The sequence below is a fragment of the Mesorhizobium sp. B2-5-3 genome (genome assembly GCF_006441005.1).
GTDB lineage: Bacteria > Pseudomonadota > Alphaproteobacteria > Rhizobiales > Rhizobiaceae > Mesorhizobium.
Map to the genome: position 1 here is coordinate 89,030 of NZ_VFUS01000015.1, position 23,061 is coordinate 112,090.

20 protein-coding genes are annotated in these 23,061 nt (G+C 64.6%); 9 read left to right on the forward strand and 11 right to left on the reverse strand.

Annotation, left to right across the window (positions count from 1 at the left end; genetic code table 11):
- Window positions 1–29: 29 nt before the first annotated feature.
- The 5 genes from FJ867_RS25915 to FJ867_RS25935 all read left to right on the forward strand — a co-directional run bounded on the left by FJ867_RS25915 (window position 30) and on the right by FJ867_RS25935 (window position 5,003).
- Window positions 30–920, forward strand: a complete 891-nt coding sequence (locus FJ867_RS25915) for a LysR family transcriptional regulator (RefSeq protein WP_140517767.1) — start codon at window positions 30–32, stop codon at window positions 918–920.
- A 59-nt stretch (window positions 921–979) separates the two neighbouring features.
- A complete protein-coding gene (locus tag FJ867_RS25920; protein ID WP_140625493.1) occupies window positions 980–1,552 on the forward strand; it encodes a cytochrome b in 573 nt (190 codons plus the stop codon).
- Window positions 1,553–1,620: 68 nt separating this feature from the next.
- The gene (locus FJ867_RS25925; protein ID WP_140491123.1) at window positions 1,621–2,196 is read left to right on the forward strand and encodes a YceI family protein; all 576 of its coding nucleotides are present in this window, start codon (window positions 1,621–1,623) and stop codon (window positions 2,194–2,196) included.
- A gap of 102 nt (window positions 2,197–2,298) precedes the next feature.
- Complete coding sequence (locus FJ867_RS25930) at window positions 2,299–3,285, forward strand: Gfo/Idh/MocA family oxidoreductase (RefSeq protein ID WP_140491121.1); 987 nt, start codon at window positions 2,299–2,301, stop codon at window positions 3,283–3,285.
- 59 nt (window positions 3,286–3,344) lie between these two features.
- Window positions 3,345–5,003 carry an FAD-binding dehydrogenase gene (locus FJ867_RS25935; RefSeq protein ID WP_140491118.1) on the forward strand — a complete coding sequence of 553 codons (1,659 nt, stop codon included), beginning with the start codon at window positions 3,345–3,347 and terminating at the stop codon, window positions 5,001–5,003.
- Between the two features lie 64 nt (window positions 5,004–5,067).
- On the opposite strand, the gene FJ867_RS25940 is transcribed toward FJ867_RS25935, so the two are convergent.
- The 7 genes from FJ867_RS25940 to FJ867_RS25970 form a co-directional block, all read right to left on the reverse strand.
- The gene (locus FJ867_RS25940; RefSeq protein ID WP_140818932.1) at window positions 5,068–6,006 is read right to left on the reverse strand and encodes an alpha/beta hydrolase; all 939 of its coding nucleotides are present in this window, start codon (window positions 6,004–6,006) and stop codon (window positions 5,068–5,070) included.
- 213 nt (window positions 6,007–6,219) lie between these two features.
- Window positions 6,220–7,002, reverse strand: coding sequence for a carnitinyl-CoA dehydratase (locus FJ867_RS25945; RefSeq protein WP_140491114.1), 783 nt, complete (start codon window positions 7,000–7,002; stop codon window positions 6,220–6,222).
- Window positions 6,995–9,073 carry an acetate--CoA ligase family protein gene (locus FJ867_RS25950; RefSeq protein WP_140818934.1) on the reverse strand — a complete coding sequence of 693 codons (2,079 nt, stop codon included), beginning with the start codon at window positions 9,071–9,073 and terminating at the stop codon, window positions 6,995–6,997. Before FJ867_RS25950 ends, FJ867_RS25945 begins: the two co-directional genes overlap by 8 nt.
- 3 nt (window positions 9,074–9,076) lie before the next feature.
- Complete coding sequence (locus FJ867_RS25955; RefSeq protein ID WP_140491110.1) at window positions 9,077–10,240, reverse strand: acyl-CoA dehydrogenase; 1,164 nt, start codon at window positions 10,238–10,240, stop codon at window positions 9,077–9,079.
- Window positions 10,241–10,244: 4 nt separating this feature from the next.
- Window positions 10,245–11,339, reverse strand: a complete 1,095-nt coding sequence (locus tag FJ867_RS25960; protein ID WP_140818936.1) for a carnitine 3-dehydrogenase — start codon at window positions 11,337–11,339, stop codon at window positions 10,245–10,247.
- 2 nt (window positions 11,340–11,341) lie between these two features.
- On the reverse strand, window positions 11,342–11,965 hold the full coding sequence (locus FJ867_RS25965; protein WP_140491104.1) for an HD domain-containing protein: 624 nt from the start codon (window positions 11,963–11,965) through the stop codon (window positions 11,342–11,344).
- A 15-nt stretch (window positions 11,966–11,980) separates the two neighbouring features.
- Window positions 11,981–12,898 (reverse strand): 3-keto-5-aminohexanoate cleavage protein, encoded by a 918-nt coding sequence (locus FJ867_RS25970; protein WP_140671663.1) that lies wholly within the window; start codon window positions 12,896–12,898, stop codon window positions 11,981–11,983.
- Window positions 12,899–12,977: 79 nt separating this feature from the next.
- Between FJ867_RS25970 and FJ867_RS25975 the strand changes: the two genes are divergently transcribed.
- Window positions 12,978–13,958: a GlxA family transcriptional regulator gene (locus FJ867_RS25975; protein WP_140671665.1), complete on the forward strand. Its 981-nt coding sequence runs from the start codon at window positions 12,978–12,980 to the stop codon at window positions 13,956–13,958.
- A 57-nt stretch (window positions 13,959–14,015) separates the two neighbouring features.
- Here FJ867_RS25975 and FJ867_RS25980 read toward each other — a convergent pair whose 3' ends face one another.
- Both FJ867_RS25980 and xylA read right to left on the reverse strand, forming a co-directional pair.
- Window positions 14,016–14,225, reverse strand: coding sequence for a hypothetical protein (locus FJ867_RS25980; protein ID WP_140563487.1), 210 nt, complete (start codon window positions 14,223–14,225; stop codon window positions 14,016–14,018).
- A 307-nt stretch (window positions 14,226–14,532) separates the two neighbouring features.
- Window positions 14,533–15,858 (reverse strand): xylose isomerase, encoded by a 1,326-nt coding sequence (gene xylA, locus FJ867_RS25985; protein WP_140818938.1) that lies wholly within the window; start codon window positions 15,856–15,858, stop codon window positions 14,533–14,535.
- A 110-nt stretch (window positions 15,859–15,968) separates the two neighbouring features.
- Here xylA and FJ867_RS25990 point away from each other — a divergent pair, with 110 nt between their 5' ends.
- Window positions 15,969–16,331, forward strand: coding sequence for a nuclear transport factor 2 family protein (locus FJ867_RS25990; RefSeq protein WP_140525794.1), 363 nt, complete (start codon window positions 15,969–15,971; stop codon window positions 16,329–16,331).
- A 197-nt stretch (window positions 16,332–16,528) separates the two neighbouring features.
- Here FJ867_RS25990 and xylB read toward each other — a convergent pair whose 3' ends face one another.
- On the reverse strand, window positions 16,529–17,983 hold the full coding sequence (xylB, locus tag FJ867_RS26000) for a xylulokinase (protein ID WP_140517792.1): 1,455 nt from the start codon (window positions 17,981–17,983) through the stop codon (window positions 16,529–16,531).
- A 455-nt stretch (window positions 17,984–18,438) separates the two neighbouring features.
- Between xylB and FJ867_RS26005 the strand changes: the two genes are divergently transcribed.
- The gene (locus FJ867_RS26005) at window positions 18,439–21,126 is read left to right on the forward strand and encodes an autotransporter outer membrane beta-barrel domain-containing protein (protein WP_246675107.1); all 2,688 of its coding nucleotides are present in this window, start codon (window positions 18,439–18,441) and stop codon (window positions 21,124–21,126) included.
- Between the two features lie 110 nt (window positions 21,127–21,236).
- Here the strand turns inward: FJ867_RS26005 and FJ867_RS26010 are convergent, their stop codons facing one another.
- Complete coding sequence (locus FJ867_RS26010; protein WP_140517779.1) at window positions 21,237–21,860, reverse strand: LysE family translocator; 624 nt, start codon at window positions 21,858–21,860, stop codon at window positions 21,237–21,239.
- A gap of 389 nt (window positions 21,861–22,249) precedes the next feature.
- Here FJ867_RS26010 and FJ867_RS26015 point away from each other — a divergent pair, with 389 nt between their 5' ends.
- The gene (locus FJ867_RS26015) at window positions 22,250–23,017 is read left to right on the forward strand and encodes a L,D-transpeptidase (protein ID WP_140517780.1); all 768 of its coding nucleotides are present in this window, start codon (window positions 22,250–22,252) and stop codon (window positions 23,015–23,017) included.
- The last annotated feature ends 44 nt before the right edge of the window (window positions 23,018–23,061 follow it).

Below are 23,061 nucleotides of genomic sequence, written 5' to 3' on the forward strand. Positions count from 1 at the left end.
GTGCACGGGGCGTTCTAGAAAATAGATCAATGAACCGAGCACATCTTTCACAGCTTGCGGTGCTGGCAACTGTTGCCCAATGCGGCAGCTTTCGCGGCGCGGCCAGGGAACTGGCGATCGCGCCGTCGGCGGTCAGCCATGCCGTGTCCAGCCTTGAGGCGCGGCTTGGCGTGCGGCTGTTGGCACGCAGCACCCGCAGCGTTGCCCCGACCGAAGAGGGCGCGCGGTTGCTGGAACGATTGCGGCCGGCGCTGTCGGAGATCGACCTGGCACTGGAGACGGCGGTCGAGGCGCGCGACCGGCCGGCCGGCAATCTGCGGCTCAGCGTGCCGCGCACGGCAGCCCATCTGGTGCTGACCCCGCGGCTCGGCGCCTTTGCCGCGGCTTACCCCGATATCGTGCTGGAGATCGTCATCGAGGACCGCTTCACCGACGTCGTGGAAGGCGGTTTCGACGCCGGCGTGCGGCTTGGCGAAAGCCTGCAGCGCGACATGATCGCGCTGCGCATCGGGCCCGATATCCGCGGCGCCGTGGTCGGCTCGCCCTCCTATTTCGACACCATGCCGAGGCCTCGCCACCCGCGTGACCTGTCCGACCATCGCTGCATCCGCTTCCGCTTCTCCAGCGGCATCCTCTACCGCTGGGAATTCGCCAGGGATGGCGAGGAGATCGAGATTGCCGCGCAAGGACCATTGATTCTCGACGAAGACCATCTGATCGCCCAGGCGGCGGTCGACGGGGCCGGGCTTGCCTTCGTCTTCGAGGATTATGTCCGCGAGCCGCTCCGCGATGGCCGGCTGATCCGCGTGCTGGAGGATTGGTGTCCGTCCTTCGAGGGTTTCTTCGTCTACTATCCGAGTCGCCGCCAGATGCGGCCTGCGCTCAGGGCCTTCATCGATTTCTTCAGGGTGAGCGGATAGGCTGCCCTCTCCCTTGTGGGAGGGTGGAAGAAAGCCGACGCGACATTCGTTCACCTTCCATGCGAGCTTCGATCATAAATACCCCGACCCGCTACGGTTGGGCGGCAATCCTGCTTCATTGGCTGATCGGCCTTGCCTTCATCGGCCAGTTCGCGCTCGGTTTCGCGATGGTCCGCATCAGCAGCCAGCGCACGGCTTTCGAGCTCATCCAGCTGCACAAATCGCTGGGCTTCCTGCTGCTCGGCCTGATCATCCTGCGCATCGCCTGGCGGCTCGGCAATGCCGCGCCGGCCTTGCCATCCTCGGTCGGATCCCTGGAGCGCCGGGCGGCGCCGCTCGCTCACCTGGCGCTCTATGCCTTCCAGATCGCTTTGCCTCTGTCCGGCTGGGCGCTGGTTTCGGTCTCGACGCTGGAAATTCCAAGCATGCCGTTCAACCTGTTCGTGATGCCCAACCTGCCGCTTGCGGAATCCCATGCCGCCGAGAGTTTTTGGGCGGCAGCGCACTGGTACCTTGCCTATGCCGGCGCAGCACTTGTGGCGCTGCATGTCACGGCGGCACTGCGCCATCATTTCCGACTGAGGGACAATGTGCTTACACGCATCGTCACGCCTTCCTCAGGCGGGGAATAGAACGGGGTTCGGCCTCGTTTGTAAGCGAGGACGCGAAGAGCGTTGCCTCCGAAGAAGGAAATAATCTCATGTATGCGCGACTCCTCGGATCGGCGGCCCTTGCCGCTTGCCTTGCCGTGCCTGTCTGGGCAGCAGTTGTCCTCGATGATGCCGCCGGCAGTTACACGATCAGCCAGGCTGACTCCTCGATCCGCTTCACCATCGGCAAGGCCGGCGGCGGCGGTTTCGATGGTGCGTTTGCTCACTTCAAGGGCACGATCCGCATCGACAATGACGACGTCAGCCGCTCGAAGGTCAACCTTACCATTTTTCCCGAAAGCGTCGGCACCGGCCAGGGCCGCATCGACGCTTTCCTGCGTTCAGACGCCGTGTTCGATGCGGCCAACAGCCCCGAAATCCAGTTCCGCTCGACCAGCGTGACCCGCACCGGCGATACGACGGCGCTTGTCACCGGCCGGCTGACGGCGCGCGGCAAGACGTTTGCGGAAAAGTTCACCGCCGAGCTCGATGGCCTGAAGTCCGGCACGATCGGGTTCCACGTCACCGGCAAGGTGCTGCGGTCGCGCTACGGAATGGATGTCGGCACGCCGATCTATTCCAACGTCGTCGGTTTCGACATGAGGCTGACGGGGAAGAGGGGTTGAGCCATCGCTCCCCGCTCGTGGGGCGAGGAACTTGGCCCCCGCATTGGCTTTTGCCCCGATTTCAGGCAAACCTCCTCGCCTGTAATCGAGAGGAGAAGCCTGATGTTCCGATGGGGTGTGTTATCGACGGCCAAGATCGGTCGCGAGCAGCTTTTACCTGCGATCGTGGAGGCGGAAAATGGCGTGCTGTCCGCAATCGCCAGCCGCGATCAGTCGAAGGCCCGTGGGTTGGCCGATCGCTTCGGCGCGCCGCATGCTTTCGGTTCCTATGAGGAGTTGCTCGCCTCGAACGAGGTCGACGGCGTCTATATCCCGCTGCCGACATCGCAGCATGTCGAATGGACGGCCAAGGCCATTCAGGCGGGAAAACATGTGCTGGTCGAAAAGCCGTTGGCGCTCGACGCCAAGGACATTCCGCCGCTGATCAAGCTGCGCGATGCCAGCAAGGTGTTGGTCTGCGAAGCCTTCATGGTCGTCTACCATCCGCAATGGATCAAGGTGCGCGACCTGATCGCCAGCGGCGTCATCGGCCGGCTGCGCCATGTGCAGGGCGCGTTCTCCTATTACAATGTCGATCCCAACAACATGCGCAACCAACTCGACCTTGGCGGCGGCGCGCTGCCCGACATCGGCGTCTACCCGACCGTGTCGACGCGCTTTTCCACCGGCAAGGAGCCGCTGCGCGTGCAGGCGACGATCGAGCGCGACAAAAAATTCGGCACCGACATCTATTCCTCGATCCGCGCCGATTTCGGCGACTTCGAACTGTCCTTCTATCTCTCGACCCAGATGGCCGCGCGCCAGGTGATGGTGTTCCATGGCGAGAACGGGTTCATCGAGGTGTTCTCGCCGTTCAATGCCGGGCTCTACGATCACCACCGCGTCGAGTTGCACAATCAGAACCACACGGAGGCGCAGGTGTTCCGCTTTCCCGGTACGCAGCAGTACCGGCTCGAGGTCGAGACCTTCGCGCGGGCGGCCCAGGGCGGTAAGGAGCGCGTCTTCACGCTGGAGGAATCCGTGCTCAACCAGAAGGTCATCGACGCCATCTTCCGCGCCGGCGGCAAGGATGGCTGGGAGGCGGTCTGACCATCATTGATATATTCCGGTTCGAGATTCATACGGTAGCCAGCTAACGGGAGGGGAAATTGGCTGACGACGCGGATGTCATCATTGTCGGCGCCGGCCTTGCCGGGCTGGTCGCCGCCGCCGAACTGGCCGAGGCCGGCAAGAAGATCGTCATCGTCGACCAGGAACCGGAGCAGTCGCTGGGCGGCCAGGCCTTCTGGTCGTTCGGCGGTCTGTTCCTCGTCGATTCGCCCGAGCAGCGGCGCATGCGCATCCGCGATTCGCACGAGCTGGCGCTCGAGGACTGGCTGGGCACCGCCGCTTTCGACCGGCCGGAGGATCACTGGCCGCGCAAATGGGCCGAGGCCTACGTCGGCTTCGCCGCCGGCGAGAAGCGCTCCTGGCTGCTGGAGCGCGGGATGAAATTCTTTCCCGTGGTCGGATGGGCCGAGCGCGGCGGCGGCAATGCCATTGGCCATGGCAATTCCGTGCCCCGCTTTCACATCACCTGGGGCACCGGTCCCGGCGTGCTCGAGCCCTTCGTGCTGCGCGTCCGCGAAGCCGAGAAGAAGGGACTGATCCGCTTCAAGTTCCGCCACCGCGTCAACGAATTGATCCGCACCGGCACGAGGATCGACGGGGTGCGCGGCGACATCCTGCAACCAAGCACCGTCGAGCGCGGCCACAAGAGTTCGCGTGAGATATCAGGTGATTTCGAGGTTCATGCACAGGCCGTGATCGTCGCCTCCGGCGGCATCGGCGGCAACCACCAGCTGGTCCGGGAAAACTGGCCGAAGCGTCTGGGCGCGGCGCCGAAGTGCATGATCACCGGCGTGCCCGACCATGTCGACGGCCGCATGCTGGCGATCACGGAACAGGCCGGCGGCAGCGTCATCAATCGCGACCGCATGTGGCACTATGTCGAGGGCATCAGGAACTGGGCGCCGATCTGGACCGATCATGCCATCCGCATCCTGCCCGGTCCGTCGTCGCTGTGGCTCGACGCCAGGGGCAAGCGCCTGCCGGTGCCGCTTTACCCCGGTTTCGACACGCTCGGCACGCTCAGCCACATCACGAGCACCGGGTTCGATTATTCCTGGTTCATCCTGACCAAAAAAATCATCCAGAAGGAGTTCGCGCTCTCGGGCTCCGAGCAGAACCCGGACCTGACCGGCAAGAGCTGGCGCCAGGTGCTCGGCCGCGCCACGTCGGGCATTCCGGGCCCGGTCAAGGCGTTCATGGAGAAGGGCGAGGATTTCATCATCGAGGCCGAACTGCCCGATCTGGTGGCGCGCATGAACAAGCTGGCCGGCGGCGAACCGCTGCTCGACGTCGCCCATGTCGAGCGCGAGATCCGCGCCCGCGACCGGCAACTCGACAATCCCTTTTCCAAGGACATGCAGGTCACCGCGCTGCGCGGAGCGCGGGCCTATCTCGGCGACCGGCTGATCCGCACGGCCAGGCCGCACAAGATGCTCGATCCCGCGAACGGCCCGCTGATCGCGGTTCGCCTCAACATCCTGACCCGCAAGACGCTGGGTGGCCTTCAGACCGATCTCGAAAGCCGCGTGCTGGGGAGCGATGGCGAGCCGGTTCAGGGCCTCTATGCGGTCGGCGAAGCCGCCGGTTTCGGCGGCGGCGGCGTGCATGGCTATGCGGCGCTCGAAGGCACGTTCCTGGGCGGCTGTATCTTCTCCGGCCGCAGCGCCGGCCGGGCGGCGGCTCGTTCGGTAGGCTGAGCGCCGAACGGCTTGGCAGTCGCTGGGTTGATCATCTTCTGTCGATTGTCATGCGAGGAGGCCCTCACCAGATCCACTCGCTTTTGCCGAGCGCCGACACCGCCTCGACGATGCGGGTAAAGCTGGCGCGGGCGCGGCCGACCGTGTGCCTCGCCCTGAGATAGCCGTGCACGAGCCCTTTTTCCTCGAACCAAGTGGCTCGCCCGCCGCCCGCCACGATGCGGTCGCGATAGGCCTTGCCGTCCGACGACAGCGGATCGCACTCGGCGGTGATCAGCACGGTCGGCGGCAGGTTGGCGAAATCGGCGTCGGCCAGCGGCTGAAGCGTGATGTCGCCGGTCTGGTCCACGCCGCCGGTACGGATGTGCTTGTAGAATTCGAGGTCGCGCGTGGTCAGCATAGGCGCTTCGGCATGCTTCAGATAGGAGCCACGCGAACGGTCGCCGCCGAGCCCGGGATAGATCAGCACCTGCCCGATCGGTTTCTTCGCATGGCCGCGCGTCGCATGGCTGACCGCGGCGCAGAGATTGCCGCCGGCGCTGTCGCCGCAGAGCAGGATGGGACGATCGCGGGTGGCTGCCGCCCACTCGAAGGCGTTCATCGCGTCGTCAAACGCGGCCGGATGCAGATGCTCCGGCGCCAGCCGGTAGTCGACCGAAACGACGTCATAGCCGGTGCGGCCGCAAAGCTCGGCGCAGACGTCGTCATGGCTGTCCAGCCCGCCAAGGATGAAACCGCCGCCGTGGCAATAGAGCACCGCCGCCGCTGCCTGCGGGGCGCTTCTGTAGATGCGGATCGGGATATTGCACGCCTGTGCGGCAATAGCGGTGGTCTCCGCTGTCACCCCCTCGGGATAGCCGGCAAAGAACTCCCGGCACATGCGGTCATAGATCTCGCGCTGTTCGGCAATAGTGTAGTCGATCGTATCCGGCGGGTAATAGGAATTGGTCCGCTCGATGAAGGCCCGGGTCTCGGCATCGATGAGTTTGCTGTAGTCGGTCATGGCCGCGCCGACTGTGAACGGCGAGCCCAGGCACCCCCCTCTGTCCTGCCGGACATCTCCCCCGCAAGGGGGGAGATTGGCAGTTCAATCGGTATCGCCCTTCTTGCAGCGTTGACGATTAGCGAAAGCGGAAATGACATCCAATCTCCCCCCTTGCGGGGGAGATGGCCGGCAGGCCCGAGGGGGGTGCCTCGCGCTGTCATTTCCGCAGAGTCACTTCCCCTTCCACACCGGTTCCCGCTTCTCCGCAAAAGCCCGGAACCCTTCCATATTGTCCTCTGAGCCGTAGAGGGCGTCGACCGTCGGCAACTGCCGGCGCGTCACCCTGTTCATCGCGTCCTGGAAAGTCAGCGCTTCGGCCACCCGCGCGGTTTCCTTGATCGCGGCGAAGACAAGCGGCGGGCCGCTGGCGAGCAGGCGGGCGATCTCCCAGACGCGGTCCTCCAGCTTCTCCTTCGGCAGCACCTCGTTGACCAGGCCCCAGCGATGCGCCTCGGCAACGTCCATCCAGCGGCCAGTGAGCAAAAGGTCCATGGCGACATGATAGGGAATGCGCTTCGGCAGCTTGATGGTCGCGGCATCGGCAAGCGTGCCGGCGCGGATCTCGGGCAATGCGAAGGAGGAGTGATCGGAGGCGTAGATGAGATCGCAGGACAGCGCCAGCTCGAAGCCGCCCCCCACCGCCATGCCGTTTACGCAGGCGATGACAGGCTTGTTCAAGTCGCGCAGTTCCTGCAGCCCGGCAAAGCCGCCGACGCCATAGTCGCCGTCGACGGCGTCGCCGCCGGCGGCGGCCTTCAGGTCCCATCCGGCGCAGAAGAACTTGTCGCCGGCGGTCTTGATGATGGCGACGCGCAAGCCGGGGTCGTCGCGAAACGCCTTGAAGGTCTCGCCCATCAGCCGAGAGGTCTTCAGGTCGATGGCGTTGGCCTTGGGCCGATCGAGCGTGACCTCGAGGATCGAGCCTTCACGGCGGGTCGAAATGACGTCAGGCATTCTTGTTCTCTCCCAGCACCAAAAGCGCATCGGCGATCCAGGCGCCCTTGCCCTCGCTGCAGACGATCAGCGGATTGATGTCGAGTTCCTCGATCTCGCCGGCATTCGTCTGCACGAAGGCAGCAATGCCCGCGATGGCGTCGATGGCAGCTTGGACGTCGGCCTTCGGCCGACCGCGATAGCCTTCGAGCAGCGGGAACAGTTTGAGACCGCGAAGTGCTGCCTCGATGTCGTCGCGGGTCGCCGGCAGCATCAAGGTGATGCTGTCGCGCAGCAATTCGACCAGCACGCCGCCGGTGCCCAGCGTCATGACAGCGCCGAACATCGGATCGCGGGTGAAGCCGACGATCAGCTCGGCGACGCCGTCGCGCACCATGCGCTCGACATAAAGGCCGGTGCCGAGCGGCAAAAGGTCGTGCGCGGCGGTGCTGACGGATTCGGCGTCCCTGAGGTTGAGCCTGACGGCGCCGACCTCGGATTTGTGGGTGACACCCAGGGCCTTCAGCGCCACCGGGAAGCCGAGCGCCATGGACGAGATCACCGCCTCGACGGCACTGTCGGCGCGCTCGCCCTTGGGCACCGGCAGCCCGGCCTTGATCAGCCGCGCCTTGGCTTGCGCCTCGTCAGGCGTGACATGCTCGCCGCCGGCAGCGCCGGAAGCGGAGGTGTCGACCGGCTGCGCCTGCGGCTCGCGCCAGGCCCAGCCGATGAAGGCGGCCGCCTGGGCGGCATCCATCGCTTCGGAAATGCCGAACAGCGGCACCATGCCCCGCGCCATCAGCTCGGCGGTGTATTCCTCGGGCAGGTTCTCGGGCAGCGACGAGACGATCGCGCCATGTGCCTTGTTGGTCTTGAGCGCCGATTCGAAGGCGCGCAGCGTCGCCCACCAGTCGGTCACCGAGCAGCGGTCCGGGCGCGGAAAGTCGAGTACCAGCATGTTGAGGTCGAAGCCGCCCGACACCATGGCGGTGAAGGTGGCGGTCATCGCCGGCTCGTTGTTCCAGATGAAGGTGTGATAGTCCAATGGATTGGCGACCGCGACCAGCGGCCCGAGCGTCGACTTGACGTGGGCACGGTGTTCTTCCGTCAGCACCGGGAAGTTGACCCAGCGGCCTTCGGCGCTGTCGGCCATGACCGAAGCCTCGCCGCCCGAACAGCTCATCGATGACAGGCTGTAGCCGGGCAGCGGACCGGTGACATGCAGCAGCTTCAGCGCCTCGATGAAGGCGGGGATGGAATCGACGCGCGCGATGCCGAGCCGTTTCAGGAAGGCCCCGGACGCTGCGTCCGAGCCGGCGAGCGACGCGGTGTGCGAGACGGTCGCTTGCCTGGCCTGTTCGGAGCGGCCGACCTTCATGGCGATGATCGGCTTTTTCAATTCCCTCGCCCGTGCCGCCAGCCGCTCGAAGCCGGCTACCGAATCGAAAGCCTCGATGTGCAGGCCGAGCGAGGTGACGCGCTCGTCCTCGATCAGGCCGAGCGCCATTTCGGAGAGGCCGGTCTGCGCCTGGTTGCCGGCGGTCATCAGGAAGGCGATCGGCAGGCCGCGCTTCTGCATCGTCATGTTGATGGCGATGTTGGACGACTGGGTAATGATGGCCACCCCTTTGCCGCCGTCGGCCAATCTTATGCCGCCATGCTGGTCGGGCCACAAAAGCGCGCCGTCGGCATAGTTGATCAGGCCGTAACAGTTCGGCCCGATGATCGGCATCTCGCCGGCGGCGGCGACGAGTTCGGCCTGCAGGCGCTCGCCATCCGCGTCATAGGCTTCGGTTTCGAGGAAACCGGCGGCAAAGCAGACGGCCCCGCCGGCGCCGCGTTCGGCCAGGGCCTTGATCACGTCGATGGTCAGGTGTCGGTTGACGCCGACAAAGGCGGCGTCCGGCGCGCCGGGCAGATCGGCGATCGAACGATAGGCCTTGCGGCCGGCGACCTCTTCCTTGCTCGGGTGCACCGGCCAGATCTCGCCGGCAAAGCCCATCTTGATCGACTGTGCCACGACCGCGGCGGCCTGCGCGCCGCCGAACACGGCGATCGATTTAGGGCGCAGAAGGCGTTCAAGTTTGTGCATGGATCAGGCCCCGAACGGGCGCAGCAGCGCCCGCGAAATGATGTGGCGCTGGATTTCCGACGTGCCTTCCCAGATGCGCTCGACCCGGGCGTCGCGCCAGATGCGCTCCAGCGGCAGGTCGTCCATCAGCCCCATGCCGCCATGGATCTGGATCGCTTCGTCGGCGACGTAAGCCAGCATTTCTGTGGCCTTCAGCTTGGCCATGGCCATGTCCTGGTCGGTGACGGTGCCCTGATCGTACTTCCAGCCGGCTTCGAACACCATCAGGTCCGCGGCCTTGAGTTCGGTTGCCATGTCGGCGAGCTTGAACGACACGCCCTGGAACTTGCCGATCTGCTGGCCAAATTGCTGACGCTGCGCGGCGTACTCGACCGCATGGCCAAGCGCCCGCTCGGCACGGCCGAGGCAGGTGGCGCCGACCTGCAGGCGGGTGGCGCCGAGCCAGGAATTGGCGACGTCGAAACCCTTGTGGACTTCACCCAACACCTGGCTTGCCGGAAGGCGGCAATCGTCGAATTCGAGGATGGCGTTGGTGTAGCCGCGATGCGAGACGTTGCGGTAGCCGTCGCGCACCGTGAAGCCCTTGGTGCCCTTGTCGACGAAGAAGGCGGTGATCTTCTTGCGTTTGCCGCGCGGCGAATCCTCTTCGCCCGAGGCCATGAAGACAATGGCAAAGTCGGCGAGGTCGGCGTGGGAGATAAAGTGCTTGGTGCCGTTCAATACCCAGTCGTCGCCGTCCTGCACGGCGGTCGCCTTCATGCCGCGCAGATCGGAGCCGGCGCCCGGCTCGGTCATCGCCAGGCAATCCCATTTCTCGCCACGGATGCACGGGAACAGATATTTTTCGCGCTGCTCCGGCGTGCCGGCCAAAAGGATGTTGGAGGGGCGCGCGACGCAGGTCCAGTGCAGCGCGTAGTTGGCGCGGCCGAGTTCCTTCTCGTAGAGCAGCCAGGTCACCGTATCGAGCCCCGCGCCGCCGACATCGGCCGGCATGTTGGCGGCATAGAGACCGGCTTCGATCGCCTTGGCCTTTAGCTCCTCGATCAATTCGCGGCGCAGCACGCCGGTGCGCTCGACCTCGCGCTCATGGGGGTAAAGCTCATTCTCGACGAAGGCGCGCGTCGTCTCGACAATGAGCTTTTGTTCCTCCGACAGACCGAAATCCATGGTCTCAGCCTTTCTTCTTTTTCTTCGGTTTTTCGGCTTTCTTCACCGGCTTCGATGCCCTCGCCTTCTCGGCCGCCTTGGAGGCGGCCGGCTTTGTCGCCGCCAGCTTGGCCAACTGCTTCGTATAGTCCCTGTGCAGGGCGCCGGCTCCCCAGCCCTTGCCCTTGTTCTGCTTCGAGAGCGCATCCATGATGGCGACCAGATTGTCGTCGCGGATCTTTTCCAGTTCGCGGATCGACAGGCCATGCGCCTGGTCGTCCGACTGCGTGGCGATCAGGTCGACCAGCTCGTCGTTGAACTCCGGTACGTCCATCAGCTTGGTCCACGGCCATTTCAGGCAGGGGCCGAACTGCGCCATGAAGTGGCGCATGCCGGCTTCGCCGCCGGCGACGCGATAGACCTGGAACATACCCATCTGCGCCCAGCGCAGGCCAAAGCCATAGCGCATGATGTCGTCCAGTTCCTCGACGGTGCAGATGCCGTCCTTGATCAGCCACAGCGCCTCGCGCCAGGCGGCTTCCAGCAGTCGGTCGCCGACGAAGGCTTCAATCTCCTTGCGGATGACGACAGGCTTCATGCCGATCGAGGCATAGATCTCCTTGGCGACTTCGACCGCCTCGGGGAATGTCTGGTCGCCGCCGACGATCTCGACCAGCGGCAGGAGATAGACCGGGTTGAACGGGTGGCCGACGACCAGCCGCTCCGGGTGTTTTTTCATCGCCACCTGCATGTCGGTCGGCTTGATGCCTGATGTGGACGAGCCGACGATGGCGTTGGCCGGCGCGTGGATATCGATCTCGGACAGGACCTTGTGCTTGAGGTCGAGCCGTTCCGGCACGCTCTCCTGGATGAAATCGGCATCGGCTACCGCCTCGGCGATGGTCTTGGCGAAGGTCAGCCTGCCTTCTTTCGGCAGGCCGTCCGGAACCATCTGCTTGTAGGCGCGGCGCGCGCCCTTCATCACTTCTGAGACCTTGCGCGAGGCCTCGGGATCAGGGTCGAAGATCGACACGTCGATGCCATTCAAGAGCAGGCGCGCCACCCAGCCTGCGCCGATGACACCGCCGCCGATGGCGGCCGCCTTGTTGATGATGCTCATGGTCAGGCTCCGGTTCTTGTCTTGGCTGTTTCGGGATCGGTGAGCGGCACGCGCTCGCCGGCGCGGATAATGGCGGGGTCGTAGGCCCTGCGGACAAAGACTTCGAGCACGAATGGCCTGAAGAACTCGATCGGCAGCGTCTCGTAGTCGGGGTCGAAGCTCGACTGGTCCCAGCGCTCGCAGAACTGGTCGCAATCGTCGAAATAGGCATGACCGGCGAAGCGGTCACGCGCATGGCGGTTGCCGCCAAGATGATGGGCATAGTAGAGGCGCTGGAAATCGCCGTGCTTCTCCACCACCCAGGTGCATTGTTCGCGCACGAAAGGCTTCAGGATCGACGCGGCGTATTCGTCGTGGTTGTAGGGTGCGTAGATGTCGCCGATGTCGTGCAGCAACGCGCAGGCGATCCAGTCGGTGTCGGCGCCGTCGCGCCAGGCGCGTGTTGCCGCCTGCAGCGAATGGCCGAGCCGGGTGATCTTGTAGCCGGAAAGGCCCTCGTCGAGTTGAACCAGGGCTTCCAGCAACCGATCACCGGTTTTGGCGGCATAGTCGATTTCATGGGCGGTCAGGAATTCGTAGTCGTCCTTGTCGCCATCCTTCATTGCGGTGAATTTGACGGTGGCCATCTGAAGCTCCCCTCTCTATGCCGCGATCGGCGGCCGCTTGGTGAGGTTGAGCTTCCTGCGCACCTCCTCCGGCCCCAGAATCCTGGCGCCGAGATTGGTGACGATGCTGGCGGCGCGTTCGACCAGCTGCGCGTTGGTGGCAAGCACGCCCTTGTCGAGCCAGAGATTATCCTCGAGCCCGACCCGGACATTGCCGCCCGCCAGCACCGCCGCCGCGGCATAGGCCATCTGGTTGCGGCCGATCGAAAAGGCCGACCAGTTCCATGTCGACGGCACGTTGTTGACCATCGCCATGAAGGTGTTGAGGTCGTCGGGCGCCCCCCACGGCACGCCCATGCAAAGCTGCACAAGCGCATCCGGCTTCAGAACCTGTTCCTCGACCAACTGCTTGGCGAACCACAGATGGCCTGTGTCGAAGGCCTCGATCTCCGGCTTGACGCCGAGCGCGGTCATCATGCCGCCCATGGCACGCAGCATGCCGGGCGTGTTGGTCATGACATAGTCGGCCTCGGCGAAGTTCATGGTGCCGCAGTCGAGCGTGCAGATCTCCGGCAGGCACTGGCGCACATGCTCCATGCGGTTGGTGGCGCCGCCCATGTCGGTGCCCTTTTCATTCAGCGGCAGCGGCGCTTCGGGCGAGCCGAACACCATGTCGCCACCCATACCGGCGGTGAGGTTCAGCACCACGTCGACGTCTGCCTCGCGGATGCGCTCGGTCACCTCGCGGTAGAGATGAACGTCGCGCCTGGGCTTGCCGGTCTCGGGATCGCGCACATGGCAATGCACGATCGCCGCCCCCGCCTTGGCCGCGTCGATGGCCGAATCGGCGATCTCTTTGGGCGAGCGCGGCACATGCGGGCTGCGGTCCTGCGTGCCGCCGGACCCGGTCACGGCACAGGTAATGAAAACCTCACGGTTCATCGCAAGCGGCATGGAACTCTCCTCCCAGTCGAAACAGGCGCCAAGCATCGCCCGACTTGCCGAAAACTGCTTTGCGTTTTACGAAGCTTCCATGACTAAAGGCGAAAAACTGACGATCTTTCGCGCCGAGCGTCTGCCGCTCAAGGTGACGATGCTGGTGTTTTCCGGCTCGTCCATCATGTGCGTGGCCTCGGCGGTCGACCCGCTGCGCGCCGCCAACCGCATCTCCGGCGAGACATTGTTCGATTTCAAGCTGGTTTCCGTAACCGGCGAGGCGCCGGTCACCACTTGCGGCCTGCCAGTGGCGGTCAGCGGCCGCTTCGACGCGGCCGAACCGACCGACGTTCTTGTCGTCGTCGCCGGTTTCGGCACGCAGAATTATGCGACGTCGGCTCTGCTCTCGGGCCTGCGCCGCGCCGCCCGTTCGGCGCGCGCCTGCGGCGGCGTCGAGGCCGGTACATGGCTGGTCGCGCGGGCCGGCTTGCTCGAAGGCCGCAGCGCCACCACCCACTGGGAAGACATGGAGGATTTCTCGTCGGCCTTTCCGGGCGTCGACGTCCGCCCCGACCGTTACGTCATCGACGGGCCGGTCTTCACCTCCGGTGGCGCCTCGCCCACCTTCGACCTGATGCTGCACCTCGTTCGCACCCGCCTCGGCATGGCCGTGGCGCTCGATGTGGCCAGCGTCTTCATCTACGATCAGGCCCGTGCGGCCACCGACGCTCAGCCCCTGGTCTCGCTTGGCCGGCTCGACGGCTATGATCCGCGCCTGGCGCAAGCCATCCGGCTGATGGAAGCGCATGTCGACCGGCCGTTGACGGTCGCCGCCGTGGCAAAGCGCGCCGGGGTGACGGCGCGGACACTGGAGAGCATCTTCCGCAAGTCGATCGGCGAGACGCCCGGCGCCTACTATCTCAGGCTGCGCCTGGGCGCTGCGCGGCGGCTGGTGATCGACACCAGAGTGGCCATGGCCGACATTGCCGGGCGGACCGGATTTTCATCCGCCGCGGCATTTTCGAGGGCGTTTTCAAGAGCTTTCGGTGAAGCCCCGGTCAGGCTACGCCGGGGTTGATGTACATGTCGTCCAAAGCATGCCCACGGGCTTGACCCGAGGGTGGGAAGCGGTTGATCAGGCAGCGTTCTGCCGGTCGCTGCCGCCGTCGATCTGCGAGCGCATCTGTCTTGCCAGATGGGTCTCGAAACGGCTGGCAACGGCGCGGTCCCATTCGTTGGAGCGGCGCGCACCATCCTTCGGATGCGGCATTGCCATCAGCCGGTCGATGATCGACCCGGCTTCGCCATTTGAGAGCAGGGCGTCGATTTCACGTTCGTTCTGCATATCGGTTCGCCTCCTTCTTCCTCTCCCGCCACGAGCACCTTCTTATAGGAGATTCGTGACGGCAGTTTGAAGGCAAGAGAGAGGCGATTGAGGGGCGTCAGTGGGCAAAACCTTGTCGTCGATTCCGCACTGGCGCAAAGCCCTTCACCCGGTCTCGGCGCCACCCTCGTCCGCCCGCCGGCACCTTTTCCGTTCAATGGCGAACAGGGCGGCAGGCAAATAAGCGCGACGCCGGGAACTTCTCCCCGCGAAGCGGCGTGGGTAAGCGGAGCGGCGGCTGAACGAGCCGCCGCCCGCCTTTCATCCCTTACACGTAGCGGTTGACGATGTTTTCCAGCAGTTCCTGACGGCCGGAGCGCGGCTGCGGTTCGATCTTCTTCTTCACCACGCGCTCGGCGATGTCCTCCAGCGTGCGCTTGCCGGCAAGCATCGCCTTGGCCTCGCCGCTGTTCCAGCCTGCGTAGCGCTCGGCGAGTGGAGCCGACAGCGCCTTGTCTTCGACCATCTTGGCGGCTGCCTTCAGGCCGCGCGCGCAGGCATCCATGCCGCCGATATGGCCGATCAGCAGGTCCTGCGGATCGAGCGACTGGCGGCGCAGCTTGGCGTCGAAATTGGTGCCGCCGGTCTTGAAGCCGCCCGCCTGCAGGACCTGGTAATAGGCCAGGGCCATCTCCGGCACATTGTTGGGGAACTGGTCGGTGTCCCAGCCCGACTGGTAGTCGTTGCGGTTCATGTCGATCGAGCCGAAGATGCCGAGCGCATTGGCCAACGCCAGCTCGTGCTCGAAGGAATGGCCGGCGAGGATGGCGTGGCCCTGCTCGATGTTGAGCTTGACCTCCTTCTCCAGGCCGAAGCGCTTGAGGAAGCCATAGACGGTCGCGACATCGTAGTCGTACTGGTGTTTTGTGGGTTCCTGCGGCTTCGGCTCGATCAGGATCGTGCCTTTGAAGCCGATTTTGTGCTTGTAGTCGACGACGAGGTTGAGGAAACGGCCGGCCTGCTCCTGCTCGCGGGCAAGGTCGGTGTTGAGCAGCGTCTCATAGCCCTCACGTCCGCCCCAAAGCACATAGTTCTCACCCTTCAGCCGCTTGGTGACGTCGATGCAGCTCTTCACCGTCGCCGCCGCATAGGCAAACACATCCGGATCGGGGTTTGTCGCGGCGCCCGACATGAAGCGGCGGTGCGAGAACAGGTTCGCCGTGCCCCACAAGAGCTTGACGCCAGTCTGCTTCATCTTGGTGGCGAAATAGTCCGCGATCTCGTCGAGGCGCGCGGAACTTTCCGAAAAATCCTTGCCCTCGGGCCGCACGTCGGCATCGTGGAAGCAGAAATAGGGCGCGCCGAGCAGCGAGAACATCTCGAAGGCGACGTCTGCTTTCAGTTTTGCCAGTTCCATCGTGTCGATGCCGCCGGCCTTGGGGAACCACGGCCGATCGAAGGTCTGGCCGCCGAACGGATCGCCGCCCGGCCAGGCGAAGGAATGCCAGTAGGCGACGGCGAAGCGCAGATGGTCTTCCAGCCGCTTGCCGGCCACCAGCTCGTCCGGGTTGTAGAACCGGTAAGCCAGCGGATTGGCCGAGTCCGGCCCCTCATATTTGATCTTCTGGATGTCGCAGAAAAAGCCGCTGCTCATGGATTTCCTTCCTCTCCGAAATGGCTCCGCCTGATTACCTCAGGCGTAATTGGTTCCGTTCGTCCGTTGGGTGAAAAGGGTCATGTCAAAGCCAACGAAGGAGACAGATCATGACCGATCTCAACAAGATCGCCGAAAGCTACATCACCGCCTGGAACGAGAGCGACGCCGCGCGCCGTCAGGCGCTGCTCAAGGCGACTTTCACCGAAGACGTCAGCTATCGCGATCCCATCATGCAGGGCGACGGCCATGAAGGCGTCGCGGCGCTGATCGACGGCGTGCAGCAGCGCTTTGCCGGCTTCCGCTTCTCGCTGAAAGGCACACCGGACGGGTTTGCCGACAAAATCCGCTTTTCCTGGAACCTCGGCCCGGAGGGCACACCGTCCATCATCGAAGGCACCGATATCGGCGTCATCGAGAACGGCCGCCTGAAGAGCATCACCGGCTTCCTCGACAAGGTGCCGGCGCAGTGAGGCTTCACGGCTAAGGTAGGCGCCAGGCGCACCCCTCTGGCCTGCCGGCCATCTCCCCCTCAAGGGGGGAGATTGGCTGATTTTTATACCTTCGCCAACCTCCGGCCTTGCAAGGCTAGCGTAGCCGCCAAAGCTGCCGATCTTCCCCCTAGAGGGGGAGATGCCCGGCAGGGCAGAGGGGCGCGCGTGGCGCCTGCTCACGCCGTTGCCGCCCTGATCGCCGGATAAAGCCCGCGGTAGCGCTGGTAGGCATCGGCAAATGCACCATCCAAGCCGGCATCCGGTTCGATCGTTGCATCGGTCCTCGGCGCCGTGCAGACATCGAGCGGATCAGTGTCCGTCGCTGCGATCAGGCCGAGCCGGGCGGCGCCGAAGGCGGCGCCGAAATCGCCGTCGGCGGGAATGTCGACAGGCAGCTGAAGCGCGGTGGCGATGGCCTTCAGCCAGTAGCGCGAGCGCGAGCCGCCGCCGATCGCCGTCACACGCATCAAGCTCGTGCCCGCAGTCTTCAACGCCTCGAGGCTGTCGCGAAAGGCGAAGGCCACGCCTTCCAGCACGGCCTGGGTCAGGACGGCGCGGCTCGATTCATGCGCCAGTCCGGTAAAGGAGCCGCGAATGACGGAATCATTGTGCGGCGTGCGCTCGCCCGAGAGATAGGGCAGGAAGGACACGCCGGTCGGCGCCTTCAGTGTATCGCCCAGTTCCGATGTCAACTCGCCTGCGCCCTTGCCGGTAATCTCGGACAGCCAATTGAGCGAATCGGTGGCCGACAGGATGACGCCCATCTGATGCCAGGTGTCAGGCAGCGCATGGCAGAAAGTGTGGACCGCGCTTGCCGGGTTGGGCAGATAGGAGGCATTGGCGGCAAACAGCACGCCTGACGTGCCCAGAGACACGAACGCATGGCCGGCACGGACCGTGCCCATGCCGCAGGCGGAAGCCGCATTGTCGCCGGCGCCGCCGGCAATCGGGATGCCGGCTTCGACGCCCCATTTCGACGCCAGCTCGCCGCGCAGCCCACCGGCCTTCTGCGTACCCTCGACCAGGGATGGCATGTGCTTTTCGTCGAGCGACGTGGCCGCGAGCAGGTCGGCGGACCAGCGCCGCTTCCCAACGTCGAGCCAGGAAGTGCCAGCCGAGTCCGACATTTCCGAAATATGTTCGCCGGTCAGCCACAGCCGCAGGAAATCCTTGGGCAGCAGCACCTTGGCCACTTTGGCGAAAATGGCGGGTTCGTTGTTCTTCACCCAGGCGAGCTTCGGCGCGGTGAAACCGGGAAAGACGATGTTGCCGGTCAGCTCGCGAAACCGCGGATCGGCGTCGAGCGCGGCTGCCTCGGCATGGCTGCGCGTATCGTTCCACAGAATGCAGGGGCGCAGCACCTTGTCAGAGGCATCGAGCAAGGTGGCGCCATGCATCTGACCGGATAGGCCAATGCCTTTCACCGCCGCGAACTGCCAGGGATGGGAGGCCTTCAGTTCGGCAATCGCGTCTTCGCAGGCGCGTAGCCAGTGGGCTGGATCCTGTTCGGACCAGCCGGGATGCGGCCGCGAAACGTCGAGCGCGCCATGGCCGGAACCGATGACGGTCTGTTCGGCATCGATCAGCAGCGCCTTGACGCCGGACGTGCCAAGGTCGAGGCCGAGATACATGTTTTCCTCCCTTGCCATTATTTTTTTCGGATCTCGAAAAAATCTGGCCGAGGCAGTTTTTAAGCCAAGATCCGCCGCGGGTCAATTCTCTGACAATCGGCCGCGCATCACGAAAACAACGCCGACGGCGGGCTGTGTGGCCGCGCCAGCGTACGCGCCGCCACCAACACGCTTTGGAGGGTTGGCGAGACGCACGCCAAGCACCAATTCTGGCTCAATCAAAGCACAGCTCTGTCCGGCCCGTTTTCCAGTTCATCAACCATGACGGGCAGATTAGGCTTTGTAAAACGGAACGAATTGTGTCTTCATTGCGGCGTAGGGTGGGGGCTTGCAATCGCGAATCTTGGAGGGACGCGGTGCGGCGCTTTGAAAACAGGCTTCCGAATGGCGATTCGGAAGACATCGCTAAATTAGTTGTTCTGAAACGGCATATGCCGGTGATGTTTCTTCCTCGAATGCTTGGCGTTTTTGCCGCGACGTCGCTGGCGTTGCTGCCCAATTCCGCCGCCTTCGCCGCATGCCTGCTCGTTCCGACCGCCGGAAACGACACCTTCATCTGCGACAGCGGCGATTCGGGCGGCAGCCTCAACGATCTGAACGGCGACAACACGCTCACCTTTCCCGCCGGCGGCACCGGCCAGGTGAGCGGCAATGTCACCTTCGGCGTTGGTTCGGACCGCATCAACATGCAATCCGGTACCATCACCGGCACGGTCGACCAGGGCGGTGGCGCCGATTTCTTCACCATCGGCGCTGGCACCGTCATCGGCAATGTGCAGCAGGGCTCGGGCATAGACGACTTCAACATAAGCGGCGGCCAGATCGGTTCACTTAACCAGGGTGATGGCCTCGACACCTTCACCATGACGGACGGACGCATCGTCGATTTCTTCGACGACGGCGACCATGCGGTGATGACGGGCGGCCGCATCGGCCGCGTCAACATGAAGCTCGACCAGAACTACTTCAACATGTCCGGCGGCACCATCGACCGCAACCTGGTCACCGGCTTCGACAAGGACACGATCATCCTTTCGGGCGGCACGATCGGCGGCAACATCAGTGTCAGCGGCGGCAATGACAGCGTGACGATTACCGGCGGCACGGTCGGCGGCGACGTGCTGACGAGCTTCGGCGCCGACAGTTTCGTCTGGGACGGCGGCGGCATCATCTATGGCGCCGTCGACCTCGGCGCCGACAACGACACGGCAAAGCTGAGCAACCTGACCAATTCCAATATGGGCGGCGCCGACGCGCTGAATGGTGGCCTCGGCACCGACACGCTGAGTTTCGACAACGTCAAGCTCAAAGGCATCAGCCGGGTGCAGAACTGGGAGAGCATCGACGCCACCAACGACACCGAACTCACGCTGGACGGCAATCTGGTGCTGGGAGACAGCGGCACCGGCACGGGCTCGCTCAGCGTCGATGCGGCAAGCACGCTCTATGGCGGCGGCTTCAACGCGTCGATACAGGCCTTTACGGCGGGCCAGCTTGCGGACGTCGTCAATGCCGGCCGCATCGACCTGACCAATGGCAGTACAGGCGCGACGGATCGGCTGACGATTTCGGGCAATTACACCGGGCTTGGCGGCCTGCTGCTCATCCAGACGGAACTCGGCGATGATTCCTCGGCCTCGGACAGGCTGGTGCTGTCGGGCGGCACGGCTTCCGGCTCGACCGGCATCGGGGTGGTCAATGTCGGCGGCACGGGTGCCGAGACGACGCAGGACGGCATCATGGTCGTCCAGGCGGTCAATGGCGCCACCTCCAGCGCCAGCGCCTTCGCGCTCGACGCGCCGGTCGCGGCGGGCGCCTTCGAATATTATCTGTTCAAGGGTGGCGTCACCGCAGGCAGCGCGGAGAACTGGTATCTGCGCTCGTCGTTGATAACGCCGACATCGCCGGCCGCAGCGCCGCCGGGGATCGGACCGACGGCGGCGCCCGAGCCCGAACCTCCGGCAACCGAGCCGCCGCCGCCGCCTTCCCAACTGCCGCACGTGCCCGTGCCGTCCGAAGGCGACGTCAAAAATCCGCCGGTCGATCCGACGCCGCCGGTGCAGGCCGGCGATCCGGAGCTCCAGCCCCCGCCACCCCCGCCGGCGGCACCGGCGGCTGATCCGCCACCGCCGCCCCCGCCCGTCCCGACTGCGGTGCCCGATCTTCCGACGCCCGCGGCAGGGGAGGAGATCCTGCTCTACCGTGTCGAGGTCCCGGTCTATTCGGCGGTTCCGCCGGTGGCCGAGCATCTGGCGATGACGACACTTGGTACTTTCCATGAACGGCGAGGCGAACAGAGCCTGTTGTCAAACACCGAACTCTCTCCGGTCTGGGGCCGTATCTTCGGCCAGGACGCGAAGATGGGCTGGTCGGGAACGGTTTCGCCGTCGTTCGACGGCACCTTGTTCGGGTTCCAGGGCGGCTTCGACGTGTTTGGCCAGGAAACCGCTTCAGGTGGCGTCGATCGTGCCGGCCTGTTCATCGCCTATGCCACCATGAACGGCGATGTGCGCGGCCAGGCGCTGGGGCAGAACGATCTGGGCGTCGGCGACATCGATCTCGGCGGCACCAGCGTCGGCGGCTACTGGACCCGTATCGGTCCCGGGGGCTGGTACCTGGACGGGGTCGTCATGGCCACTTTTTTCAGCGGCGATGCGACCTCGACCCGCGACATCGGCATCGATGTCAAGGGAACCGGCGTCACCGCTTCGCTGGAAGGGGGCTACCCGATCGCGCTGGCGCAAGGCTGGACGCTCGAACCGCAGGCGCAACTGATTTGGCAGCATCTATCGCTCGACGATGCCGAGGATCGCTTCGCGTCGGTTTCCTTCGATCTCGACGACAACGTCACCGGACGCCTCGGCCTGCGCCTGCAGGGCGAGACGACATTGAACGGCACCGTGCTGCAACCTTACCTCAAGGCCAATCTCTGGCACGGTTCCGGTGGCACGGATCACGTCAACTTCGACACCACCGACATCTCGACCGAAAGCCGCTCGACCTCGTTCGAATTCGGCGGCGGCGTGACCGCCAAGGTGACGGACAAGGTCAGCCTCTTCGCCACCGGCGACTACACCACCAATCTCGGCGGTGACAAGCGGCGCATCCTTGAGGGCAATCTCGGCGTCAGCATCAAGTGGTGAGACGGCGAAGCTGGCGCTGTTTTCGTGCGTAAAGTCGACGCCGCCCCTCATCCGCCGGCAGGCAGGTGAGGGGCAGCGCTAACGCTGTGCGTTGAGCGAATCCCCCTTGTTCAATTCCCTGAACGCATCGCCACTGTGGCGATGCCGGCGCCAACCAGCAGCGTGCCGCCGGTGCGGTTGAAGACGCGGATCGCCCTAGGGTTGCGCACAAGGTTGCGCGCTCGCGACGCGATCAGCGCGTAGCCGAAGGCATTGGCGAAGGCGAGCGCCAGGAAGGTCGTCTCGAAGATCAGCATCTGCGTCCAGAAATCGGCGTGCCGGTCGAGGAACTGCGGCAGGAAGGCGACGAAGAAGGTGATGCTTTTCGGGTTGAGCGCGGTGACCAGCCAGGCATGCCCCATCATCCTGGCGGAGGACACGGCATCGGTGCGCGGCTCGGCCTTGAGCGCGCCGCCGGCCCGGAACAGTTTTACGCCGAGATAGACCAGATAGGCAGCGCCGATCAGCTTCAGGATCGTGAAGACGGTGGCCGAAGCTGCCAGCAGGGCGCCGATGCCCAGCATGGACAAGGTCATCGCCGTGAAGTCGCCCAGCGCCACGCCGACGGCCATCGGCAGTGCGGTGCGCCATCCCTGGCCGAGGGCATAGGACACGACCAGAAGGATGGTCGGTCCCGGAATGACTAGGAGGATGGTCGACGCGGCAGCGAAGGCGGCCCAGTTTTCGAAGGACATGCTCGTCTCCTTTGAGCTCAAAGAAGAGGATAAATCCTTCGGTCCAGGAGAATGTAAAGCGGTTTGTTTCTACCCCCCCCAACGGCAGTTCGGCGTCAGTCGAGCCGCCCGACAGGTTCACGATCTCGGCGAGAAGCTCGAGGTTGATCTTTCAGGTCTTGCACATGGGGGCCCCCGCTTTTGACACGCTGGCGCCGGGACTATGACCCGCCCGAGGTGATTTCGTGCAGGGCACGCTGGTTGGCGATACCGGAGAGGGCGCAATGGCGCCCAGCCTGTTCGCAAATGCAGGCAGCGCAAGGCCTTCACGCTTTATCAACCATGAATGATGAAAATGCTCGTCATCCGGCCGGACCGTGCTTCCCGCCGACAGCGTAGGGTTTGGGTACATGCGTGAGTTGCCGCAAGGTCTGAGGCCGCCGCGAAACGGCGACGCAATCGAAACCGATAGTCTTGTCTCCCGCCGCGCCGTTTTATCCGGGGCAGGGGCGTTGGCCTTGCTTGGCGCCGCCGGCTGCTCGACTTCGGGCGGCGGCCTGCCGGCGCTTGAGCTCGACGACACGGTCACCGGCTCTGTGCGGCCGATCCGGCCGAGCATCAGCGTCGACAAGAACGTCACCAGCCCCGACCTGATGTACGCGTCCCTGAGCGACGGCGGCTTCAACGTGCCCGAGGTGCCCTACCTCAAGATCAAGCCGGAATTCCGCCGCCAGATCGTCGTCGACCAGACGGGCGAAGCGCCCGGCACCATCGTCGTTCATCTCAATGAGCGCATGCTCTACCTCGTCCAGCCGGGGGGCGACGCCATCCGCTACGGGGTCGGCATCGGCAAGGACGGCTTCCGCTGGTCCGGCCGCGCCAACATCCAGTACGGACGGGAATGGCCGACCTGGACCCCGCCGCCGGAAATGATCGCCCGCAAGCCGGAATTGGTAAAATGGCAGGGCGGCCAGCCCGGCGGCCTCACCAACCCGCTCGGGGCGCGCGCCCTCTACATCTATCAGGACGGCAAGGACACCGGCTACCGCATCCATGGCTCGCCCGAATGGTGGAGCATCGGCCAGGCCATGTCGTCGGGCTGTGTGCGCCTGATCAACCAGGACATCATCGACCTCTACAGCCGCGTTTCCAAGAAGAACCCGGTCGTCGTCGTCTAGCTCAAGCCTCACCTCGCGGCCGCTGGCGCGGCCGGTCGTTTCTG

Coding starts and splice junctions, on each gene's coding strand:
- FJ867_RS25915 (WP_140517767.1), top strand. CDS start 30: ATGAACCGAGCACATCTTTCACAGCTTGCGGTGCTGGCAACTGTTGCC.
- FJ867_RS25920 (WP_140625493.1), top strand. CDS start 980: ATGCGAGCTTCGATCATAAATACCCCGACCCGCTACGGTTGGGCGGCA.
- FJ867_RS25925 (WP_140491123.1), top strand. CDS start 1,621: ATGTATGCGCGACTCCTCGGATCGGCGGCCCTTGCCGCTTGCCTTGCC.
- FJ867_RS25930 (WP_140491121.1), top strand. CDS start 2,299: ATGTTCCGATGGGGTGTGTTATCGACGGCCAAGATCGGTCGCGAGCAG.
- FJ867_RS25940 (WP_140818932.1), bottom strand. CDS start 6,006: ATGACCGACTACAGCAAACTCATCGATGCCGAGACCCGGGCCTTCATC.
- FJ867_RS25945 (WP_140491114.1), bottom strand. CDS start 7,002: ATGCCTGACGTCATTTCGACCCGCCGTGAAGGCTCGATCCTCGAGGTC.
- FJ867_RS25950 (WP_140818934.1), bottom strand. CDS start 9,073: ATGCACAAACTTGAACGCCTTCTGCGCCCTAAATCGATCGCCGTGTTC.
- FJ867_RS25955 (WP_140491110.1), bottom strand. CDS start 10,240: ATGGATTTCGGTCTGTCGGAGGAACAAAAGCTCATTGTCGAGACGACG.
- FJ867_RS25960 (WP_140818936.1), bottom strand. CDS start 11,339: ATGAGCATCATCAACAAGGCGGCCGCCATCGGCGGCGGTGTCATCGGC.
- FJ867_RS25965 (WP_140491104.1), bottom strand. CDS start 11,965: ATGGCCACCGTCAAATTCACCGCAATGAAGGATGGCGACAAGGACGAC.
- FJ867_RS25970 (WP_140671663.1), bottom strand. CDS start 12,898: ATGCCGCTTGCGATGAACCGTGAGGTTTTCATTACCTGTGCCGTGACC.
- FJ867_RS25975 (WP_140671665.1), top strand. CDS start 12,978: ATGACTAAAGGCGAAAAACTGACGATCTTTCGCGCCGAGCGTCTGCCG.
- FJ867_RS25980 (WP_140563487.1), bottom strand. CDS start 14,225: ATGCAGAACGAACGTGAAATCGACGCCCTGCTCTCAAATGGCGAAGCC.
- xylA (WP_140818938.1), bottom strand. CDS start 15,858: ATGAGCAGCGGCTTTTTCTGCGACATCCAGAAGATCAAATATGAGGGG.
- FJ867_RS25990 (WP_140525794.1), top strand. CDS start 15,969: ATGACCGATCTCAACAAGATCGCCGAAAGCTACATCACCGCCTGGAAC.
- xylB (WP_140517792.1), bottom strand. CDS start 17,983: ATGTATCTCGGCCTCGACCTTGGCACGTCCGGCGTCAAGGCGCTGCTG.
- FJ867_RS26005 (WP_246675107.1), top strand. CDS start 18,439: ATGCTTGGCGTTTTTGCCGCGACGTCGCTGGCGTTGCTGCCCAATTCC.
- FJ867_RS26010 (WP_140517779.1), bottom strand. CDS start 21,860: ATGTCCTTCGAAAACTGGGCCGCCTTCGCTGCCGCGTCGACCATCCTC.
- FJ867_RS26015 (WP_140517780.1), top strand. CDS start 22,250: ATGCGTGAGTTGCCGCAAGGTCTGAGGCCGCCGCGAAACGGCGACGCA.